The organism is Corynebacterium choanae (assembly GCF_003813965.1).
Lineage (GTDB): Bacteria > Actinomycetota > Actinomycetes > Mycobacteriales > Mycobacteriaceae > Corynebacterium > Corynebacterium choanae.
On sequence record NZ_CP033896.1, the window covers coordinates 71,591 to 93,646 of the forward strand.

A 22,056-nucleotide genomic window follows, 5' to 3' on the forward strand; every position below is an offset into this window, starting at 1 on the left:
GTGCGGCGCCGTCGTGCCATCATGCTGGGCAGTGGCACACTGGGTTTACTGCTGGTGTTTTCCGCAGCGGTTGGTGCTGGCGGTGGGGTGGTGTCCTGCCCGGAGTCGGTGTCTTGTGGGGGGCTGGTTGCGGTGTCCGGTTTAGGGTTCTGCGCGGCAGCCGCCACCGTTGCAGGGGTGGGTGTGCTGCTGGGAGCAGTCGTATTGTCCTGGCTGGTTTCCGTAGCGGCAGAGGGTTGTGCCCCGGTTGGGGTGACTGAACTGTAGGCGATCGGTGGATGGGAGTGAGCCGCCACCATCGCCGGGGTGGGGATGCTTCCCGGGGTTGGGGTTGCACTGCCTGCCGCAGAGTCGCTGGGAGTAGCTGGTGCGGGGTGGGCACCCGGGGTGGGTGTGCTGCTAGCAGGCACATCAGCCGGGGTGGCGGCCGCCGCCGGCGGCTGTTGTTGCGGGACGGCAGGTGCCGCTGGCATGGCCGGCGGGGCCGGGTAGGCCGTGTCGGATGCCGCAAGGGTTGCACCGTCAGACCCTTGCCGGCCGCTGCCTAACTCATCGGCATCGTCATCATCGTCGCTGGTAGCGGCGTTTTCCGCGGTGAGTTGGGTGTGATCGTCAATAATGGCTGACCAGTCAATCTCATCGTCGGCATGTTTCTTTCGCGCCGGCGGGGTGGTGCTGGTGGCTGCGGTGGCCGCGTTCGCTGTGGAAGATTCAGCCGGAGGATGCACCGGATTGCTAGCAGTTTGGGTGTTGTCTGCGGCAGTGGATGCTGCGGGCGCGTCACTGTCAGCAACCCCGGTTCCAGCATGAGGGAGATCCCCGCCAGCGGAATCATCGTCACTGGGGGCGGCGCTAGGGTCAGCTCCCAAATCAGTGGTGATCTGCGGGGACTGATCGGATGATGCTGCCTCAGCGGCGGAGGCTGGGGCGGTGGTATCCACCGGGGATGGTGTTGCCGATGGGGTGGTGGTGTCACTGCCTGAGGCGGCACCATCAGATAGTGCCGCTGATCCGGCTGCCGGATCAGTGAGGGATTCACCGGGCAGCACCCCAGCGTCACCGGCATCGTTTGCGTCAACAGCATCAGGTTCAGATGCGGTCTGTTCCCCGGATGACGCCACATGGTGACCGTCAGCGGGATCAACCGCAGCGGTAGTCGTCCCCGCCTCGCCATCAGCACTGGCACCATCAGCGGTCACCGCTGTGGTGGGATCTGTCGCGTCCGCATCCCCAGGGCGGGTCCGCACTACCGGCTGAATGGGACCTTCCAGCACCTGAATACGCATACATTCCGCGAAATCTTCCCGCGGATCCAAAATTGTGGTCGAATCGCACGCATGGCGCAGTGCCGACGACATGGAATCCCAGCCAAAGCCGTACAAGTGCACCCGCACGCCGCAGGCGGAAGCCTCAATCACGCCGGGCAGCATGTCCGCGTCGCCTGAGACCAGCACAATGTCACTGCATTGGCCGCGCACCCCGGCCAGCACCATATCGGCAACCAGCCGAGTATCCACCGCCTTCTGCGTTCGTCTATCACCCCACTCAATTAATTGACCGGTACGAAGTTGCACCCCGTCACAGGTGCGTAAAGCCCGCTGATAGCGATGCGGGCCAGAGTCGGGAATCCCGTCGTACCACAGCTGTCGTTGAATCGGCTGACCCAGCTGCTGCTGGATCATGCCACCTAACACATTGACTACCTCCGGCAGATCAATCTCTAATTGTGCTCGGGCACCGGTTTCCCACGAGTTGTAGAAGCTAGCGAGTAAATAAGAGGTGTCCACGTACACTTGCGTGCGTTCCAGCATGTCTTCACTATGTCCATTCCTAAATTATTAATGCGTTACGTTGCAGTCTTTATTTAATGAGTAATGCAAGTACTGCCCCACCGCGCAACAGTCACCAGCCAAAGCGGTAAGCCCCACGTATGGCGCCCACCTGCCAGCGGAACTGAAACAAGGCAGGTACTTATGACATGCTACCGCCTTCACCGCGCGCATACGATGCTCTCCCAAAGGGCGGGAATCTACCCGGCAGGAGGCTGCACACGACAGCGCAACAATATAAGGCCATCGCCGGGAGCCTGAACACGTCGAATATGGAGGACTAGCATGGGCATATGGCTGAACAACGAGGAAGCAGACTGCCATGTTTCATGGCCACCATTCCAGGGAACCTCATTGCTGCCACAATCCTGGTCACTATCATCGACCTGTACGTGCAACCCTGGCAGCTGGCGGATAAATTTCTGCTTGTCGTGCTGGCGAACTATCGCACCGGATATGTGCAGTATGGACAGCAACGACCAGACGTCACTGCACAGCAACCACGACTGCCTGCCCCACCAGCACACCCCATTGTGGAAGGCATGCTCGCCTATCCAATACTTGGCGCAATGGTGGCCTGCGTAAACTTCATCCGCTGGAATTTAGATGTCAGCGAAGCAGTCGCTCTCGGATTATTCGCAGCGCTCACAGCCCATGCATTCATGATTGGCACAAGCATGATCCCGCTTCGGCACAGTTGGACATTGCACGCCGTAAATGTTGTCGCGATAGCAATACTGTGCATGCCGATAGGCGAACCGATCTATCACGTCGCCGGGGCGGCCGTGTACTTATGCATCACCATGGCACTCGCCTGCCGATGGAATAAGCCAGGCACAGAAAACCTGCATCAGATCGCCCAGCGCGAATCGGGAGTGGACTCTATACAGAAAGACGGCTCACAAAAAGGGTGACTTGTCCTCTCGTTTGCACAGTGCTCGCACACCCCAGCGCAAGCAGAACGCTCGTGGAAGCTCAATCAATGCAAACTAGGTGTGAAAAAGTCTCCAAAAAACCTGGCCTGACCTGGCGATTTGTGAACGCTAGGTTACGTCTGTATCTTTATTTGAGTCAGCGCGACCGACAGCGCCCCTCAGAACAACAAGTTCTGATTGTGTGGCGATAGGAAAACGGCCCTGACAATCAAGCCGATGACAATGATCCAACGAGTTGGTTGGTGAAGTTGCTTCGTGCGCATGATGTGTGAGAACTCGATAGTGTGCCAATGTACTTCTATGTTTTATAGTGCCAGTGGCCTTAGTGTTCGGTGTTGTGCCGGACAGCTGTTGGTTGTTGGTGTGATCATGGATGCTTTCTTTGCTTTGGTGATGATCATGCTGGTGTAGACCGGGGATTTGCTAGTCCCTGAGTGTTGTTGTTGGTTCGTGGTGGACGATCATAGTGTTCACGTGGGAGCAATGATGATTAGCTGGATGATTGTTTTTATCCAATGGCATGAAAGTGTTGTTTGGTTGAAACATGGTTATGGTTGATTGTCATGTTTGATGTGGTGTGGCCTTCCTCGTCGGGAACCTGCTGCAGAATCCTGCCTGTGTTGCATGCATGGTTTATGTGTGTGGCGTATGGGTGGGTGCGTGATGGTTGATTTTCATCTATATTTTTTTCTATTTTTTGCAACAATTGTTGTTGCCATGGCAGCTCTGCTTGTTGATCGGGTTGGGGTTGTTGTGGTGGCTGGTTGTTTGTTTTTGCTAGTTTTAGGCTTTCCAGCCTTTGTGCCTTGATGGTTCAGTGTTTTGCTGATTGTTTTGGTTTTTTAATGGAGAGTTTGATCCTGGCTCAGGACGAACGCTGGCGGCGTGCTTAACACATGCAAGTCGAACGGAAAGGCCCTGCTTGCAGGGTACTCGAGTGGCGAACGGGTGAGTAACACGTGGGTGATCTGCCCCGCACTCCGGGATAAGCCTGGGAAACTGGGTCTAATACTGGATATTCACTGCCTTCTAGGTGGGTAGTGGAAAGTTTTTTCGGTGTGGGATGAGCCTGCGGCCTATCAGCTTGTTGGTGGGGTAATGGCCTACCAAGGCGGCGACGGGTAGCCGGCCTGAGAGGGTGTACGGCCACATTGGGACTGAGATACGGCCCAGACTCCTACGGGAGGCAGCAGTGGGGAATATTGCACAATGGGCGCAAGCCTGATGCAGCGACGCCGCGTGAGGGATGACGGCCTTCGGGTTGTAAACCTCTTTCGGCAGGGACGAAGCGTAAGTGACGGTACCTGCATAAGAAGCACCGGCTAACTACGTGCCAGCAGCCGCGGTAATACGTAGGGTGCGAGCGTTGTCCGGAATTACTGGGCGTAAAGAGCTCGTAGGTGGTTTGTCGCGTCGTCTGTGAAATTCCGGGGCTTAACTCCGGGCGTGCAGGCGATACGGGCATAACTTGAGTGCTGTAGGGGAGACTGGAATTCCTGGTGTAGCGGTGAAATGCGCAGATATCAGGAGGAACACCGATGGCGAAGGCAGGTCTCTGGGCAGTAACTGACGCTGAGGAGCGAAAGCATGGGTAGCGAACAGGATTAGATACCCTGGTAGTCCATGCTGTAAACGGTGGGCGCTAGGTGTGGGGGTCTTCCACGACTTCTGTGCCGTAGCTAACGCATTAAGCGCCCCGCCTGGGGAGTACGGCCGCAAGGCTAAAACTCAAAGGAATTGACGGGGGCCCGCACAAGCGGCGGAGCATGTGGATTAATTCGATGCAACGCGAAGAACCTTACCTGGGCTTGACATACACGAGATCGCTGCAGAGATGTAGTTTCCCTTGTGGTTCGTGTACAGGTGGTGCATGGTTGTCGTCAGCTCGTGTCGTGAGATGTTGGGTTAAGTCCCGCAACGAGCGCAACCCTTGTCTTATGTTGCCAGCACGTGATGGTGGGGACTCATGAGAGACTGCCGGGGTCAACTCGGAGGAAGGTGGGGATGACGTCAAATCATCATGCCCTTATGTCCAGGGCTTCACACATGCTACAATGGTCGGTACAGCGCGCTGCGAGCCTGTGAGGGTAAGCGAATCGCTTTGAAAGCCGGCCTCAGTTCGGATTGGGGTCTGCAACTCGACCCCATGAAGTCGGAGTCGCTAGTAATCGCAGATCAGCAACGCTGCGGTGAATACGTTCCCGGGCCTTGTACACACCGCCCGTCACGTCATGAAAGTTGGTAACACCCGAAGCCAGTGGCCTAACCGTTTTTGCGGGGGGAGCTGTCGAAGGTGGGATCGGCGATTGGGACGAAGTCGTAACAAGGTAGCCGTACCGGAAGGTGCGGCTGGATCACCTCCTTTCTAAGGAGCTTTTATTTTTTTGTGTTTATTTGAATCGGTGTGGACTACCGCTGCAACTGTCATGTTGGGTTGTGGTGTTGGTGTGATGGTCACTGTGTTGAGGCTTGAAGAAAGCGGTTGATGATGCTGGTGTGCTGCTGTAAACCTCGTGTTTGCGGTGGTGGTAAACAGTGTTGTGGTTGATCGGGTATGTTGGTGCGCTGTTGGGTGTCTCGGGTGTTATGCCCGTGGCATTGTTGGCATGCTTATACATGCTGCAACAGGATGCTGGTCTTGGTGGCTGGTGTGTGTTGTGGTGTGGGTGAGTGTGTGTGTTGTGTGTGAACTGTATAGTGGACGTAGAGCATCTTTATTTTTTGCGTCTATCAGTGCCTTTGAGCCAGACCGCTGCTGTGTTTGTTGGTGGTGTGGTGTGGGTGCTGGTAGTGATTGTTGATTCTTGTTTGTTTGTGTTCTGGTTTTTTAGGGCACACGGTGGATGCCTTGGCATGCTGAGCCGATGAAGGACGTGGGAGGCTGCGTTAAGCCTCGGGGAGTTGTCAACCGAGCGTTGATCCGAGGATGTCCGAATGGGGAAACCCGGCCATGGTTATGTGTGGTCACCTGCAACTGAAGACTTGTGTATAGGTTGTGTGGAGGTAACGCGGGGAAGTGAAACATCTCAGTACCCGTAGGAGAAGAAAACAAGAGTGATTCCGCTAGTAGTGGCGAGCGAACGTGGATTTTTGGCTAAACCGTGATTGTGTGTGATACCCGGCAGGGGTTGCATGATCCGGGGTTGTGGGGTTTATAACGTCTGTTATCTGCCGGTGACGGGTCTGTTGTTGGTGCTGTTAGTGGAAGTGGTGTGGAAACGCCTGCCGTAGAGGGTGAGAGTCCCGTACATGAAAGCAGTTGCCTGATGGATGGTTATTTGTCCCCGAGTAGCAGCGGGCTCGTGGAATCTGCTGTGAATCTGCCGGGACCACCCGGTAAGCCTGAATACTCAGTGTGACCGATAGCGGATTGAGTACCGTGAGGGAATGGTGAAAAGTACCCCGGGAGGGGAGTGAAAGAGTACCTGAAACCGTGTGTCTACAATCCGTCAGAGCCCTTTTGGGGTGATGGCGTGCCTTTTGAAGAATGAGCCTGCGAGTCAGCGGCATGTCGCGAGGTTAACCCGGTTTGTGGGGTAGTCGTAGCGAAAGCGAATACTAACGAGTGTGTTGTAGTGGCATGTCCTGGACCCGAAGCGGAGTGATCTACCCATGGCCAGTGTGAAGCAGCGGTAAGACGCTGTGGAGGCGCGAACCCACTTAGGTTGAAAACTGAGGGGATGAGTTGTGGGTAGGGGTGAAAGGCCAATCAAACTTCGTGATAGCTGGTTCTCCCCGAAATGCATTTAGGTGCAGCGCTACGCGTGTTTGCCGGAGGTAGAGCTACTGGTTGGTTTAGCGGGACTATCATCTTAGCGACATCAGCTAAACTCCGAATGCCGGTGAAACGGTTCGTGTAGTAGTGAGACTGCGGGGGATAAGCTTCGTAGTCGAGAGGGAAACAGCCCAGATCGCCGGTTAAGGCCCCTAAGAGTGTGCTAAGTGGAAAAGGATGTGGGATCGCCCAGACAGCCAGGAGGTTGGCTTAGAAGCAGCCATCCTTGAAAGAGTGCGTAATAGCTCACTGGTCGAGTGGTTCCGCGCCGACAATGTAGTGGGGCTCAAGCACACCGCCGAAACCGCGGCAGCAGCATCTTATGTAGGGTGTTGTTGGGTAGGGGAGCGTCGTATGCTGCGTTGAAGCTGCCGGGTGACCGTGTGGTGGAGTGTATACGAGTGAGAATGCAGGCATGAGTAGCGAATGACGGGTGGAAAACCCGTCCGCCGGATGATCAAGGGTTCCTGGGTGAAGCTTTAATCTTCCCAGGGTGAGTCGGGACCTAAGGCGAGGCCGACAGGCGTAGTCGATGGATAACGGGTTGATATTCCCGTACCCGTGTGTATGCGAAAAGTGGTGACGCGATGATACTAACTGCCCGTCGCATCCTTCACGTCAGTCTTTTTAGGCTGGTGGTTGTGGTGTGTTCGCGTAGGACCTGAGTTGTTGGTAGCCAAGTGATGGGGTGACGCAGAGTGGTAGCCGAGCCAACGGTTGGAAGTGTTGGTGTAAGCGTGCAGCCCGTGGGATAGGGAAATCCGTTCCACATTATATGGGTGAGGCGTGATGCAGACCCACATGTTGTGGGGGAGTCGGTGTGCCTGTGCTGTCGAGAAAAGCCTCTAGCGAGTGTATGCATGGCCCGTACCCCAAACCGACACAGGTGATCAGGTAGAAGATACTAAGGCGATCGAGAGAACTGTGGTTAAGGAACTCGGCAAAATGCCCCCGTAACTTCGGGAGAAGGGGGGCCGCTACGGGTGCCACTGCCTTGCGTGGTGGTTGCGTGTGGTGGCCGCAGAGAATAGAGGGAAGCGACTGTTTACTAAAAACACAGGTCCGTGCGAAGACGATAAGTCGATGTATACGGACTGACGCCTGCCCGGTGCTGGAAGGTTAAGAGGACCTGTTAGATCTGTTTGGGTCGAAGCGGAGAATTTAAGCCCCAGTAAACGGCGGTGGTAACTATAACCATCCTAAGGTAGCGAAATTCCTTGTCGGGTAAGTTCCGACCTGCACGAATGGCGTAACGACTTCCCTGCTGTCTCAACCACAGACTCGGCGAAATTGCAGTACGAGTAAAGATGCTCGTTACGCGCGGCAGGACGAAAAGACCCCGGGACCTTTACTATAGCTTGGTATTGGTGCTTGCTACGGTTTGTGTAGGATAGGTGGGAGATGTTGATCGCATGACGCTAGTTGTGTGGGAGTCGTAATGTGAAATACCACTCTGATCGTAGTGGGTATCTAACTTCGGCCCGTGATCCGGGTCAGGGACAGTGCCTGGTGGGTAGTTTAACTGGGGCGGTTGCCTCCTAAAGAGTAACGGAGGCGCCCAAAGGTTTCCTCAGCCTGGTCTGTAATCAGGTGGTGAGTGTAAGTGCACAAGGGAGCTTGACTGTGAGACTGACAGGTCGAGCAGGTACGAAAGTAGGGACTAGTGATCCGGCACCGGCTTGTGGAAGCGGTGTCGCTCAACGGATAAAAGGTACCCCGGGGATAACAGGCTGATCTTCCCCAAGAGTCCATATCGACGGGATGGTTTGGCACCTCGATGTCGGCTCGTCGCATCCTGGGGCTGGAGTAGGTCCCAAGGGTTGGGCTGTTCGCCCATTAAAGCGGCACGCGAGCTGGGTTTAGAACGTCGTGAGACAGTTCGGTCTCTATCCGCCGCGCGCGTTGAAACGTGAGGAAGGCTGTCCCTAGTACGAGAGGACCGGGACGGACGTACCTCTGGTGTGCCAGTTGTTTCGCCAGGAGCATTGCTGGTTGGCTACGTACGGGAGGGATAACCGCTGAAAGCATCTAAGCGGGAAGCCTGTTTCGAGATAACGTTTCGTTTGAGGTGTCCGGGAGATGACCGGGTTGATAGGCCAGGGTTGTAAGCGCTGTGAGGTGTTGAGATGACTGGTACTAATTCACCGATACCAAACACAACCACCCTTTTCCGGTGTTGTTTCACTGTTGATGGTGATGGCCGGGTTAGGGTGTTGCGAGGGTTGATGATCAACAGCCGTAAAAAACATCCCAAGGTTTTGGGTTGATGAGTGTTCTACGTCCACTGTGCGGTGTCACACACAGCACGGTCGAGCCAGCCTATTGGGTTGGTTTGATGGCTGATAATGGTGTTTATAATAGAGTTTGTCGGTGGCGATAGCGGTGGGGAAACGCCCGGTCCCGTTCCGATCCCGGAAGCTAAGCCTACCTGCGCTGATGGTACTGCACACGGGAGTGTGTGGGAGAGTAAGACACTGCCGACTTGTTTCGTAGAAGGGGTGTGTGTGTTGTTTGCTGGAAAGCAGACAGCATACACACTCCTTTCTTTTTTATGTGTGGTGTGTGGGGTGCTGTGTGTGGGGGTTTGAAGGGGTACAAGTGCAGCGGGTGGTACAGGTTTTTGCGGGGTCTATCTGTAGGGGGAGATTGTCGGGATGCTGGGGTGAACACCCATTAAATAGGTTGTTTATCACAGTCGGTTAGCATTACTTAAGTCTGGGGTTTTGTTAGGATATCCTTTGGTATTTCATGCCGCAGGTATCGTCGCGGCATGGATCGTTGATAACAAACCTTGAAGGGTAATCCTGATCTTATGAACCGTAACGTTGTATCGCTCGCCGCTGTTGCCGTGCTTACTGCCTCGCTCGTTGCCGCTTGTGGCTCCGATGACACAGAAGCAGCAAAGTCCACCGCGTCATCGGCATCGTCTTCTGTATCCTCCTCTGTATCGTCGGCTGCTTCGTCTGCTTCGAAGTCTGCTGATCAGTCAGTGACTGTTGTCGCCGATGGCAAAACCTGTACCTCATCGATCGACGAAGCACACACCGGTGTGGTCGCATTCGACTTCACCAACAATTCCGGTGAAACCGCTGAACTCTATGTGCTCGACAAAGACGGCCGTACCCTCGGCGAAGTTGCCAACGTTGGCGACAAAGAGTTCGGCAAACTCACCGTTGAATTCCGGGAAGCAGGCACCTACACGCTGCGGTGTAAACCGAGCGGGGCTGAGGCAGAGTTCGAAGTGGTCGGCGCCGACGTGGATGCTTCCGTCAACGAGGAACGGCAAGCAGCAGTAGACAGCTATGTCGGTTATGTTCGCGGTCAGGTATCCGAACAGCTCGGACTGGTAAATAAATTCAACTCCCTGATCCAGGCCGGTGACCTGGAAGGGGCGAAAGCGGTCTATGCCGCCACCCGGCAACCATGGGAACGCATCGAACCAGTTGCGGAAGCGCTGCCAAACGATCTTGATCCGCGCGTCGACGCCCGCGAAGCTGACCTCGAAGCCGGGGACGAATTCACTGGATTCCACAAGATTGAAAAAGATCTCTTCGAAACCGGTGCCATCACCGATGAGACGAAAGCCACCGCCACCCAGCTGGTAGCTGACGTGGAAGAGCTCAAAGCAGCAGTAGAAGATCCCAAATTCGCCACTGATCTCACCGTATTCCAGATCGCAGCCGGTGCACAGGAACTCCTCGACGAGATCGCTACCTCGAAGATCACCGGTGAAGAAGATATTTACTCCGGCACCGACCTGTGGGACTTCAAAGCCAACCTGGACGGTTCCCGGCAGGCGGTAGTGTCCCTGCAAGACCTTATCGCCCGCAATGACCACCAACTCCCAGGTGAACTCATGGCCGCCTTCGGCGCAGTGGAAGAAGAACTGTCGAAGTACCGGGAAAATGACGGCTTCGTCAACTATGCAACTGTCAGCGAAGAGCAGCGCAAAGAACTGTCCCACAAGCTTTCCGAACTCACCGAGCTTGTATCGAAGATCCAGGAAGTTTTGAACAAGTGAGTGTTTCCCGTCGCCAATTTCTTGCCGGCGCTGGTGTTTCTGTTGCCAGCGCGACCGCCGGGGCGGTAGTAGCATCGGCGGCAACCAAAAAAGCCAACCATAGTGTTGGTGATGGTTCCTTGTCGGCTGCTGGGGTCGGCGCGAACGATGCGCAGGTGCCTTTCGACGGTGCACATCAGGCTGGTATTACCACCGCCCAGCAGGATCATTATCAATGTATGGCTTTTGATGTGGTCACCGACTCCCGGGAAAAGCTGAGATCCCTGTTGGAAGTGTGGACGTCGATGGCACGTCGCATGACCGAAGGGAAAGAAGCAGTAGAAGGTGGCGCAGTCGATGTCGATGGTGTAGTCGTCCCTTCAGACACTGGTGATGCGTTCGATCTACCCCCAAGCCGGTTAACAATCACCATCGGGTTTGGACCATCACTATTTGATGATCGCTTCGGTCTGGCGGCGCAGCGACCGGCAGAACTTGTTGACCTCCCACATTTCTCGGGGGATCAGAAAGTTGAGGAAATCAGCGGCGGGGACATTATGCTGCAGGCCTGTGCCGACGACCCGCAGGTGGTATTTCACGCTATCCGGGTGTTGAAAAAAGCCGGCTCCGGGGTGGTGCGCACCCGCTGGACACAGCTGGGCTATGGGCGAACCTCGTCGACGTCGACAGCACAGGAAACTCCACGGAACCTGTTCGGGTTTAAAGACGGCACCAACAATCTGAAAGTGGAGGATGAGGCGCTCGTCAACGAGCATGTGTGGGTACAAGACGGGCCGGCGTGGTTCGACGGTGGCAGCTATATGATTACGCGGAAAATCCGCATGCTCATCGAGAACTGGGATCGGCAGATTCTGCACGACCAGGAGGAAACATTCGGCCGCTATAAAGGCTCGGGTGCACCGCTGGGTCGGGAAGATGAGTTTGACGAGCTGCCCCTTACTGAAACCGTCGATGGGGAGCCGGTGGTTCCCTTAGTGTCACATTCCCGGTTGGCGAATCCGCAAGAAAACAATGGGGCGCGGATGCTGCGACGCGGCTACAACTATATTGATGGGCTTTCTTCCTTCGGGGAGATGTCCGCCGGGTTGATGTTTGTCGCATTTGTGGCATCCCCGTCGCGGGATTTCATCCCGGTGCAGCGGCGCCTGTCGAAGGGTGACAAACTCAACGAGTATGTGCGCTACGAGTCGTCGTCGATTTTTGCCTGCCCGAAGGGTGTGTCCGGGGACGGCGACTATTGGGGCAAAGCGATGTTCACCGCCTCCTAGCGCAACCACAGCAGACCGTGTGCCGCGCCAGGCACAATCAGTCTTGGGTCTGCCATGGTTTTTGCCGTCGCAACTGTTGAACAACCCGCAACAGCACACCGGTCGCCGGTTCGCTGTTGCGGGTTGTTGTGTATTGTGCTCGAGATGCTGTTGTGTGCGGTGCGGGGTGAAAACTATTCCGCTTCGATCGCGGTAAGAAGATCTGTGTTGGCGGCCACCCGGGCGGGCAGGGCAGCAGCCCCAATACCGATAAGGATTGCTGCCGGCAGCATCCCAACAAGCAGTCGAGTATCGACGGCGATGGTGGTGATCCCTTCGCTGCTGAGAGTGGTAAGGAATCCGTAGCCGATCAGCAAACCAGCGGCGAGACCCACCAGTGCCCCATAGACGGCAATCACCACCGACTCGGTGTAGATCATTGTACGGATTTGGCGTCGTCCGGCACCAACAATGCGCAGCATCCCCAATTCGCTGCGGCGTTCAATCACTGACAAACCTAAGGTGTTGACGATGCCAAGGATTGCGGTGATCACTGCCAGGGTGAGCAGCCCGTAGAGCACCGCCAGCAAGGTGTTGACATTGCGTTCGGATTGGCTGGCAAATTCCTCCCGGGTGAGTACTTCCACGACCTGATATTCGTCGGCGGCCTGCTGCACGGTGCGGCGGGCCGCGGCACGACTGTCGGCGGTGGATTGCGGCGCTGTGATGAACAGGTTTTGGATAGCGAGATTATCCTCGCCGACGATCGCCCGGGCGGTGGTCTCGGCGATGATCGCCTCCCCAAGGCCGGTATTGACCGCATAGATGCCGACTACTGTGGCGGGATATTGATCGCCGCGTTCCCCGCCGATAGGCAGCATGTCACCGACGTGGGTGTTGGTGGCTTCGGCAAGCTGTTCGTCGATAATAATGCCGGCGTTATGCACCAAATCCAGGGTTCCGTCAACTGGTTGCAGCGCCAGGCCGCTGGCGCCGGGGGTGAAGTCGACGGCAGCCACATTCGTCGACTTGGGACGGCCGCCCGGCACTCCACGCGGGCTGCCGGCAACCGTCAAATAGGCGGTGCGAAGCACAGTAACATCCCCGAGTGCGGGGTCGTCAGCGAGCTGCGCTGCCAGGGGGGCGGGGATGGTTAGCTGGCTGGCGGTGGGGCCTTTCACCACCAGATCAGCGGTCACTGTCGTGTCAATCATCGAAGTTAGCGATGCTTTCATCGACGCGCCAAACATGCCAATAGTGGTAACCATCAACAGTCCCAGGGTGAGGGCGAACGCGGTGGAGGCATTCCGTTTCGGATAGCGGCGCGCATTCGCCGCCGCCAACTTCCCGGCCGCCCCTAAACCCCGGGCAAACAGCTGCGCAATAGCAGTGGTGGGGCGGGCGGCAAGCCCGGGTCCGGCCAGCCATAAACCAACAATCAGCAGGGCAGCCCCCGCCCCGGCAAGGGCTGCCCGGGCGGTGGCGGTGGCGGTGATCGTCACTGCCACCGGGGCAAGCAGAATAGTGGCGCCGGCGCTCAGCGCGAGCAGGCCACTCAACCATCGCCACGACACACCTGCTACTGGCTGTTCCACATGGACAGCACTCATCGCCGCAACCGGTGGGATCGCGCCGGCGCGGCGCGCCGGAACAAAACCAGCAATCATCGTCAACACTGTGCCAACCAGCAGCGGCGTGATAATCGCCGCAGGTGAAGCGACCAAACCGGTAGTGGGCAGACCCACCCCCACATAGGCCATGCCGAAAGACACAAATTTCACCAAACCAATCCCGCCGAGAATCCCCACCGCTGAACCCACCACGCCGATGGCAGTCGCCTCCACGGTGACAGCAGTGGTGATCTGACGGGAAGCAGCACCCACCGCGCGCAGCAGCGCAAATTCTTTCGTGCGCTGCGCCACAATCATGGCAAACGTGTTACTGATCAAAAACATGGCGACCAGCAGCGCAATACCGGCGAATGCCCACAGAAAATAGCGCACAAACGCTAACCCTTGCTGCAAAGAGGCGGTGGCCTGCTCGCTGAGCACCCGCCCTTCTAACACTGCAGCCTGCGGAAACTGTTCGCTGATCGTCGCCTCGACGGCGGCGATACGGGAAGCTGCCGCTGGGGTGCCGCGCTCGACGAAAGCTGTCTCATCCGCTGCGGATTGTGACACCTCGTCCTGCTTCGCCGGTGGCCAAGGCCACCAATCAGCCGCGCCTGTTGCGGCATGGTGCTGATTGCTGCCAGTCAACCCGGCAAGCGTGACCGATGCCAGCTGCACTTTGCCGTCCGTACCAAACCGCGCAACATAGTCATCTTCGGCAAACGCCACCCCCAGCCAGCCGCCAGTATCAGCACCGCGCGGCGACGCAAACGCCCCCACAATCGTCACATTCTCGGTGAAACTTGGGGCGATCACCACAATTTTGTCCCCCACAGCAAGCGAATTCCGCTGCAGGGCAGTCTCGTTGACCGCCACCTCGCCGCTTGCGGCCGGCACCCGGCCGGCAGTCAACTGCCCCGCCCCTAAAGCATCCCCCGCGGCAGTCATCGCCACCGCCTGCGACGGGGCGCCGCCAGTATCCAGCAAACCACCGCCCACCCGGGCAGCAACCACCGCCGACGGATCAGCAGTCACCGTCACCTTCGCAATCCGTGGATCATCCCGCAACGCCGCCACCGCCGCCGCATCCAAACCAGACGACCCCGGGCCGCCAGTGACCGCAATATCGACATCATCAAACAGTGACGACACAATTGCTGAAAACGAATCCTCCAACTGGGCGGTAAACATTGCCGAACCAGTCATAAACGCAGTCCCGATCGCCACCGACAGCAACGTCAGCAACAACCGCACCCGATGCGCCAACACACTGCGCCATCCGATGGTGCGCATCACGCGCCGGCCATGGCGCCACTGCGGCGGCGACACCACCCCAGTTCCATTCCCGTAGCTGTCGTCGCCCCGGCGGAACAACACTGCGCGCCGCCGCCCCACTAGCGCACCCCCAGCTGGGTGAGAGCCTGCACCACCGAATCATGGGTGGGATCAACCATGTCCCCCACAATATTGCCGTCGCTGAGCATCACCACCCGATCAGCCCATGCCGCAGTCGTCGGATCATGCGTCACAATCACCACCGTTTGCCCCAGCTCATCGACAGCAGTCCGCAAAATATTGAGCACCTCACGGGTCGCATTCGAATCCAAATTCCCGGTCGGCTCATCGCCAAACACAATCGCCGGACGGGCAATCAGCGCCCGTGCCACCGCCACCCGCTGCTGCTGGCCACCAGACAATTCACTCGGCCGGTGACCCAGCCGCTGCACAATACCCAGCCGGCGACAAATCGTGTCATACCATTGCGGATCCGGGGTTTTCCCCGCCAACGCCAACGGCAGCACAATATTCTCAGCCGCCGAAAGCGTGGGCACCAAGTTAAACGATTGAAACACAAACCCCAACCGGTCACGCCGCAGCCTGGTCAATGCCGCATCAGACAGTGCAGCCACATCAACATCACCGATCAACGCCTGCCCGCTCGTCAAACTGTCCAGCCCAGCCATACAGTGCATCAACGTTGACTTCCCCGACCCGGACGGTCCCATAATTGCGGTGAACTGGCCGGCGTAAAACTCGACATTTACCCCGTTGAGCGCTGTCACCGTTGCCGCGCCCGCACCATACTGCTTTGTTGCGTTCACTGCGCGGGCTGCCACCTTCGCTGCATCCACCGGCACGTTTGGCCACCTCACCTGTAAAAACCGTGGAATACCACGGTGGGAAACTTGGATCTTTGATAAAAACAACTACATCACCAGGCAGGCGCTGATAGCAACGCGCGCCCCTGGGTTGAAAACTCCACCCTACCCGGGCAACACCGGTCATGAGCTACCGGTGCTACACCCATCCCGCAGCGAGCAACACAAGCAGGTACCCACCGCTTTTTTCAGCGGGCATGGTAGAAGAAAAACCGCAGCGATACTACTCCAGCCAGTTGTAGTGAAACTCGCGGCGCTCACCAGTCACCGGATCGGTAAACGTCATCGCCGTGCACGCCAATCCCAGTCCCACCCCGATCGGGGAACCTGCCCGCAGCTGATCCCGGTGAATTACCGGATAAATCGGATCACCAACCAGCGGATATCCTAAGTCGCTGCAATGCCGCCGCAGCTGATGAGTTTTCCCCGTCAACGGATGCAAGTCGAGCACCAAGTAAGCAGTATCTGCTTGTAACGGCAAAAAGTTTGCCGCATGCTGCCGCTGCGTGGCGGACAGGGCAGAGACCGCAACGATCTCGGTGACCGCATTGACCGGCCCATCGCACACCTCTGTTTGGACTTCGCCATGAATTTTCACCAGCCGATTTTCCACAGTCCAAGGAACCGCTGGGAGCTGCTTCGCCGGCTCCGGGCACGCAGCCACCGCCTGATAGCGTTTATCAACCGCACAATCCCGGAACAGGTTTTGGTAGGCGCCACGATATTCCGGCTGATTGACACACACCACAATCCCCGCGGTGAGACGATCCAGCCGATGAATCGGCACCAAATCATCGTTGCCGGTAGTGCGTCTTCCCGCCACCACCAACGAACGGGTGATATATGACCCTTTGGGGGCGGTGACAATACCGTGTGGTTTCGCGAACACGGTGATCAACTCGTCGGCGAACAGTACCGGCAACGGCGGTATCACACTATCGTCATCGATTGGGATCCGATAGAAAAACACATCTTCACCAGGGGTGACAGGCATGTCAGGGGTGAATTTGCTGCCGTCGCGACGCACCACTTCCCCGGCGGTGAAACGGGCACGAAGGGCGGTGTCGTCATCGCTGTCGTGCCGCAGCCGCTGCCCTGCGATCACTAGCCTAAGATACTCCTCAGCGGTTAGCCCTTGCGCCTCTGCGGGGACTCGCACCCGCGACGGGTTGAGGCCACGTTTAATAGGTAGCGGAATCGCTGCTTTGCGGCGTCGTTTACCTGCCCGGGTGGGGTGTATTACAGTTTCACGCATGGACATCTCCGCGATTATCGCCCCTTTAACAGCATTCTTCCAAGACGGTATCGGCCGCATCATTGCACTGATTGCCGAAGTGTTCTACCAGTTGGCTTATCCATCGAATGCGGATGCGGCACATGTTGAAATCCCAACCGATGCTCTTGCTCACGACGCTTCCAGCGTTCCACCAGCAGATAAATAGTCATAGTGCGGCTTCGCGACGAGCCGAAGCAGCATCGTTAGAGTATGGCACAGGCAGCAGCGATTCAACGGATCATCCAGGATCGCCAGCAGGCTCATGTCAACAATAATGCCCACCACCATTGCCGCTAACCACACTTCCCGCCAGTGAAGCCTGTGCCGCTTGCAGGTTTCCCGCCACCCGGGCAGTGCTGGTTTTGCAATGGTGGTTTTTCCTGGGTGATGATGGTTCACGGGTGCGCAAGAAAGCCGGCCATGATCCCGCTGTTTCACGACGGCCGCCGATGACCAGGAGCGGATCGTGCACCCTTTTGGGATCAAGAAAATGCTGGTGCAAACACCTGCCCGGGGCAGTGATGCCCGCTAGATTAAACAGTGAGGGTACGCGTGTTCCCCATCCATCCGTAAGGCACGGGTGGGTTCGTTCAACACTCACAAAGTAGTCGCGCCTCGGCCTATCGTGCCGCAGCAACACCAGGTAGTTGCTGCAGGGGTGGCTGCCACAGCAGTGATCTGCCAGAGGATGGTGTTCCTGCAAGGATGAGTCAGGTTGAGCGATGCTACTGCCAACAAGGAGAATGACCATGGCTAACGCGACCATTGTTTGCGCTGTTGACGGCTCTCAGGCGGCGACAGCAGCAGTCCGGTGGGCGGCCAACGCTGCCGCGAAACGTGGCGATGTGCTGCGACTTGCCGCCAGCTACACCATGCCCCAGTTTTTGTATGCCGAAGGGATGGTGCCACCCCAGGAACTCTTCGACGAGCTGCAAACCGAAACCATGGAGCATATTGCCCAGGCGCGGGCTGTCGCCCAAGAGGTTGCACCCGAAATCAAAATAGGACACACCGTCGCTGAAGGTTCCCCGATCGACATGCTGTTAGAGATGAGCAAAGATGTCGCCATGATCGTAATGGGGTCGCGTGGACTCGGTGGACTGACTGGCATGGTGATGGGTTCAGTCTCGGCGGCGGTCGTCTCCCATGCGCACTGTCCCGTTGTTGTGGTGCGGGAAGATAATCCACTGGGGGAAGCAACCAAATATGGTCCGGTTGTTGTAGGGGTTGACGGCAGTGACGTCTCAGAAAAAGCAACCGCGTTCGCGTTCGCCGAAGCGAAAGCTCGCGGCTGCGGGGTAATTGCGGTGCACACCTGGATGGATATGCAAGTACAGGCCTCCATCGCAGGGCTTTCCGGGGCTGGTGAACAGTGGCATCTGGTGGAACAAGAACAGCTCGCCCTGCTTGGGGAACGACTCGCACCCTTTGAACAGCAATATCCGACCGTGCCTGTGGAGCGAATCATCACCCGGGATCGTCCAGTGCGGGCGTTAAGCGACGCCGCGCAGCAGGCACAGCTGCTCGTCGTTGGTTCCCATGGCCGCGGCGGGTTTACCGGCATGTTGCTGGGATCAACATCGCGGGCATTGCTGCAGTCGGCGCCCTGCCCCCTGATGGTGGTTCGTCACGACAGTCAAGTGTAGAAGTCACCTATTTTGCTCACCGATCCAGCAGCCAGCACGAGCCGGCTGCAGCTCGCGCCGCAAAGGTGCTACACCACCATGTCAGAGAATCATTGTCGTTAGTAACCGAATTGAGCCCAAAGAGTTACCGGAAACCGCTTCACCAGCTGTTTCCGCAAGACTACAGTTGTCCTTAGATACACATTCCAGTTGGTGGCGACGGTACTGTAATCGCCTGACCAGCAGAAACAAAGAACACGGGGTTGTGGAATGTGCAGGACGAACCGGCCGCTATTTGACAATGAGGTCGGTTCGTTCGATTATCTATTCCCACCTGAAGTCATCAACACTTCAACGACTTCAGCATTGTGACAGCAGAGGCACAGCGGCACTCCCGTCCAACAATCGGGTGCGACGCCGCCGCCACTGCTGGAAAGAACGAACAACAACGCAAAGGGCGTGATGAAATATGTTGGGACTCGGCATCATTGGCTGGATTATCATCGGTGGTCTGGCAGGCTGGATTGCCTCAAAGATCCAGGGAACTGACGCCCAGCAGGGAATCGGTTTGAACATCGTCGTTGGTGTGATCGGCGGTCTTATCGGCGGCATTATCCTGAAGTTCTTCAATGTCAACGTCGAAGGTGGTGGACTGATCTTCAGCTTCCTCACCTGCCTGCTTGGTGCAGTGATCCTGTTGGCGATCGTGAAAGCAGTCCGCAAGTAGCGACGGTTGTGTGGTGACAGGATAGCCCCGGTCACCGCACACCACATAAGCGAATATCATCAACCCCACGAACCCGGTAGCAGCCTGCCGCGTGCACTGTTTTCACTCCGCTGGAAACCCGATACGCATCAGCGGCAAGCACTGTGCAACACCCGGTGTGCGTGGGGTTTTCGCATGGCTCATACCCCGGTTGTTGGCATCAACCACCACCCGCCATACCCCAACATAGACCGATTGGTCTGTATTGGGCTACGATAAGAAGCATCGAGTGCGCCGCAACAGCAGCACCAGCGCGGTGCAGTGACCTGCGGCGCCACCTATAACCCCCACACTGCCCCCATGTTCACCGGCAGTGTCACCGAACAAGGGCAGGCAGCACACGGATTCTGCTGCCCAGCACAATCAATCGTTGCCCCGTGACTATCTATAAGGAGTGTGTGTCATCGCCGCTGCGTCAACGTCCTCATCACGGGCGAAAGGATCCCGTCGCCGGCAACGGCCGTCCTCCCGGGAGCGGTTGCTCGCATCGGCTACACATTTATTCACCACCGAAGGCATTCGCGTCATCGGCATCGACCGGATCCTTCGCGAAGCAGATGTGGCCAAAGCCTCCCTGTATTCCCTCTACGGCTCGAAGGATGCCCTCGTCATCGCCTATGTGCGGGCGTTAGATGAAAGCTGGCGAACTCGCTACGCTGAACGGATCAGCGACCTTTCCGACCCCAAGTCGAAAATATTAGCCATGTTCGACCAGGCAATCGCCGACCAGCCGGAAAGCGAATATCGCGGCTCCCACTTTCACAACGCCGCCAACGAATACCCCAAACCAGACACCGACTCCGAACGGGGCATTGTCGAAGCGGTACGCGAACATCGGCGCTGGCTGCTTGACACCCTCACCACCCTGCTCACCGAACTCAACGGCTATCCGGGGCTGACCCAGGCACGCCAACTACTTGTCCTGCTTGACGGTGGCTACGCCGGTTGTCGTATCGAACGCTCAACAATGCCGCTGGAAATCGCGAAAGAACTCGCAAAAAGCCTCCTCGGCGCGCCACCAGCAGACTATTGCATCTAGATCCGGGTAGCCGTTAGCAGGGCAGCGGCAAGCAGCAGCTGCCCACAAGTCACCCATGCACCCGCCAAGCACCCGTGGTGACGCCGTCCCACAGCCGATAAACACTGTCAGCTTCAGGCACCCCAACCAGCCTGCGCCTGCTAGTCGCGGGAACTATGGCCAGAAGACGGATACACCGGATAGCTGTCGATCCACTCGAATTCGAGCGACGGCTCGGCAGCTTCACGCAGCTGTGGCTCATCCGCTGCTGCTGTCGCTGCATCTTCGTCGCCAGCGGCGCGCCGGGGATCAGCAGGAACCGGCTCGCCGGCGAGTGCCGCATCAATTTTCGCCAACTCAAAGGCGACATCCTCTTCGTCAGGAATGAAACGTTCCTCGTTGAGCTCCCCATTTGCTAACACTAAACCGCGTTCGACGAGCTCCTGCGGCGGCCACTCTTGCTGTTCGCGTTTGGCCTGTTTCTGCAGGTGCGCCAACTTGTTTTTCTGCTTCTGCAGCTCTTTCGTGAGTTCACGGCGCCGCGCCCGAATCTTTGTCACCCGCACCAGATCCGGATCAATCGCTGTCATGGTGGCATCCCGGTCGGTGAGGATTCGGTGCTGAATCTCCCGGATCTTCCACGGCATCACCAGCTGTTGCAGGCGCCGCAGCCGCCGCCGGCGAGCAAACTGTTTCCGCAGTGTTGTTCGCCGCCGCACCTCGTGTTTGCGTTCCTCACGGAAGTGCACAAACTCGTCGGTAAACGGCATAATCCGGTCGAGATATTTATTCAGCACAATAAACTGGGTCATCGTCCACAGATTGTTGGCAAACCAGTACAGGGCAATCGCTGCTGGGGCAGGACCGTGCAACCCGAAATTTAATGTGAACACTGGCACCAGCGGCACAAAGAGTATAAGAATCCGATACGACCACACCGAAACGTTCGAATCATGGTCGAGAGTGATCCGGTTACGCCACACCGAATAGGCCATGTTGATAGTGGTGAAGGTGGCCGCCAAGATAAACAGCGGCAACAGCAGCCCGTGCACATCGTCATAGCTGGTTTGCAGATAGTCCAGCTGCTCTTGAGACATTGCGATATAGGCAACTGTCGGCACCTCATGCACTCGGGCTTGAATAAACCCTGAGACATCTTCGCTGGTGAGCATCCCAATAGGTGCATGATGGGCAGCCTCAAGGCCGTCTGCTGGCCGCGCCATCAGCAGCAACAGCCGGTACAGGCCGAGAAACACAGGCATTTGAATTAATGCTGGCCAGCAGCCTTTCGCCATCGAATAGTGATGCTCTTTGTAGAGTGCTTTGCGGGCGTCACTGACCTGTTTATCGGCTGTCGGATCGAAACTCATCCGGTTTGCCTGACTGAGCTCATGCAGCCGGGGGCGCAGATTCGTCATGATCCGGTTGTTTTTGTACTGCATGTAGGCAAGTGGGGCAATGAATCCACGAACAACCAAAATCAGCCCGAAAATGGAGCCGATCCACGCATGGGACTCGTCAAGTCCTAATCCATGATGCAGCCCGAGGAATACCAATTTCATGATCCCGGAAACCGGATAGATCACAGCATCCCAGATCATGACGGTGTTCCTTTCTTTCCATGCGGTAACGATCATCGACACCGCTGTTTGGCCGGTGCCAGGATTTTCACTGTTAGCAGTGTAAAACGTGGAACCTTCGGCAATGGTATCGAAGCCTGCTGCCGGGGGCTTGCTTATGGGCAATGATTGCACCGCTGATAGAGATCACTGTGTCGCCCATGTACGGGGTCGTT

At 57.1% G+C, this 22,056-nt stretch carries 11 protein-coding genes, 3 rRNA genes and 1 pseudogene; 10 read left to right on the plus strand and 5 right to left on the minus strand.

Features of this window, described 5'->3' with window-relative positions; genetic code table 11:
• Window positions 1-1,241 precede the first annotated feature (1,241 nt).
• Window positions 1,242-1,811 (minus strand): annotated as a pseudogene (locus tag CCHOA_RS00275) (NYN domain-containing protein); the annotation flags it as partial.
• 311 nt (window positions 1,812-2,122) lie between these two features.
• Between CCHOA_RS00275 and CCHOA_RS00280 the strand changes: the two are divergent.
• From CCHOA_RS00280 to efeB, 6 genes are all read left to right on the plus strand, one after another.
• On the plus strand, window positions 2,123-2,743 hold the full coding sequence (locus CCHOA_RS00280) for a hypothetical protein (RefSeq protein WP_123925627.1): 621 nt from the start codon (window positions 2,123-2,125) through the stop codon (window positions 2,741-2,743).
• A gap of 863 nt (window positions 2,744-3,606) precedes the next feature.
• Window positions 3,607-5,129, plus strand: a 16S ribosomal RNA gene (locus CCHOA_RS00285).
• A gap of 450 nt (window positions 5,130-5,579) precedes the next feature.
• Window positions 5,580-8,698 (plus strand): 23S ribosomal RNA (locus tag CCHOA_RS00290).
• A gap of 207 nt (window positions 8,699-8,905) precedes the next feature.
• Window positions 8,906-9,022 (plus strand): 5S ribosomal RNA (rrf, locus tag CCHOA_RS00295).
• Together the 16S, 23S and 5S rRNA genes form the textbook arrangement of a ribosomal RNA operon.
• Window positions 9,023-9,351: 329 nt before the next feature.
• A complete protein-coding gene (efeO, locus tag CCHOA_RS00300) occupies window positions 9,352-10,560 on the plus strand; it encodes an iron uptake system protein EfeO (protein ID WP_123925629.1) in 1,209 nt (402 codons plus the stop codon).
• Window positions 10,557-11,828 carry an iron uptake transporter deferrochelatase/peroxidase subunit gene (efeB, locus tag CCHOA_RS00305; RefSeq protein ID WP_123925631.1) on the plus strand — a complete coding sequence of 424 codons (1,272 nt, stop codon included), beginning with the start codon at window positions 10,557-10,559 and terminating at the stop codon, window positions 11,826-11,828. Before efeO ends, efeB begins: the two co-directional genes overlap by 4 nt.
• Window positions 11,829-12,001: 173 nt before the next feature.
• On the opposite strand, the gene CCHOA_RS00310 is transcribed toward efeB, so the two are convergent.
• From CCHOA_RS00310 to CCHOA_RS00320, 3 genes are all read right to left on the minus strand, one after another.
• Window positions 12,002-14,812, minus strand: a complete 2,811-nt coding sequence (locus CCHOA_RS00310; RefSeq protein ID WP_123925633.1) for an ABC transporter permease — start codon at window positions 14,810-14,812, stop codon at window positions 12,002-12,004.
• Entirely contained in the window at window positions 14,812-15,519 is a 708-nt protein-coding gene (locus CCHOA_RS00315; protein ID WP_245992146.1) for an ABC transporter ATP-binding protein, read from the minus strand. The genes CCHOA_RS00310 and CCHOA_RS00315 overlap by 1 nt, the downstream gene beginning before the upstream one ends.
• Before the next feature lie 280 nt (window positions 15,520-15,799).
• Window positions 15,800-16,831: a pseudouridine synthase gene (locus tag CCHOA_RS00320; RefSeq protein WP_164472323.1), complete on the minus strand. Its 1,032-nt coding sequence runs from the start codon at window positions 16,829-16,831 to the stop codon at window positions 15,800-15,802.
• On the opposite strand from CCHOA_RS00320, the gene CCHOA_RS00325 reads away from it, so the two are divergent.
• The 4 genes from CCHOA_RS00325 (at window position 16,830) to CCHOA_RS00340 (ending at window position 20,282) form a co-directional block, all read left to right on the plus strand.
• Window positions 16,830-17,018, plus strand: coding sequence for a hypothetical protein (locus tag CCHOA_RS00325; RefSeq protein WP_123925639.1), 189 nt, complete (start codon window positions 16,830-16,832; stop codon window positions 17,016-17,018). The two genes, CCHOA_RS00320 and CCHOA_RS00325, sit on opposite strands and share 2 nt — an antisense overlap.
• A gap of 583 nt (window positions 17,019-17,601) precedes the next feature.
• Window positions 17,602-18,498 carry a universal stress protein gene (locus CCHOA_RS00330; RefSeq protein ID WP_123925641.1) on the plus strand — a complete coding sequence of 299 codons (897 nt, stop codon included), beginning with the start codon at window positions 17,602-17,604 and terminating at the stop codon, window positions 18,496-18,498.
• Between the two features lie 448 nt (window positions 18,499-18,946).
• Entirely contained in the window at window positions 18,947-19,204 is a 258-nt protein-coding gene (locus CCHOA_RS00335; protein ID WP_123925643.1) for a GlsB/YeaQ/YmgE family stress response membrane protein, read from the plus strand.
• Window positions 19,205-19,646: 442 nt separating this feature from the next.
• Window positions 19,647-20,282, plus strand: coding sequence for a TetR/AcrR family transcriptional regulator (locus CCHOA_RS00340; protein ID WP_123930523.1), 636 nt, complete (start codon window positions 19,647-19,649; stop codon window positions 20,280-20,282).
• A gap of 140 nt (window positions 20,283-20,422) precedes the next feature.
• Here the strand turns inward: CCHOA_RS00340 and yidC are convergent, their stop codons facing one another.
• Window positions 20,423-21,862: a membrane protein insertase YidC gene (gene yidC, locus CCHOA_RS00345; protein ID WP_164472324.1), complete on the minus strand. Its 1,440-nt coding sequence runs from the start codon at window positions 21,860-21,862 to the stop codon at window positions 20,423-20,425.
• Window positions 21,863-22,056 lie beyond the last annotated feature (194 nt).

Bases quoted from the DNA above. Each gene is read 5' to 3' on its own strand.
- CCHOA_RS00280 (WP_123925627.1), top strand. From the start codon at position 2,123: ATGGCTGAACAACGAGGAAGCAGACTGCCATGTTTCATGGCCACCATT.
- efeO (WP_123925629.1), top strand. From the start codon at position 9,352: ATGAACCGTAACGTTGTATCGCTCGCCGCTGTTGCCGTGCTTACTGCC.
- CCHOA_RS00325 (WP_123925639.1), top strand. From the start codon at position 16,830: ATGGACATCTCCGCGATTATCGCCCCTTTAACAGCATTCTTCCAAGAC.
- CCHOA_RS00320 (WP_164472323.1), bottom strand. From the start codon at position 16,831: ATGCGTGAAACTGTAATACACCCCACCCGGGCAGGTAAACGACGCCGC.
- CCHOA_RS00330 (WP_123925641.1), top strand. From the start codon at position 17,602: ATGGCTAACGCGACCATTGTTTGCGCTGTTGACGGCTCTCAGGCGGCG.
- CCHOA_RS00335 (WP_123925643.1), top strand. From the start codon at position 18,947: ATGTTGGGACTCGGCATCATTGGCTGGATTATCATCGGTGGTCTGGCA.
- yidC (WP_164472324.1), bottom strand. From the start codon at position 21,862: ATGATCTGGGATGCTGTGATCTATCCGGTTTCCGGGATCATGAAATTG.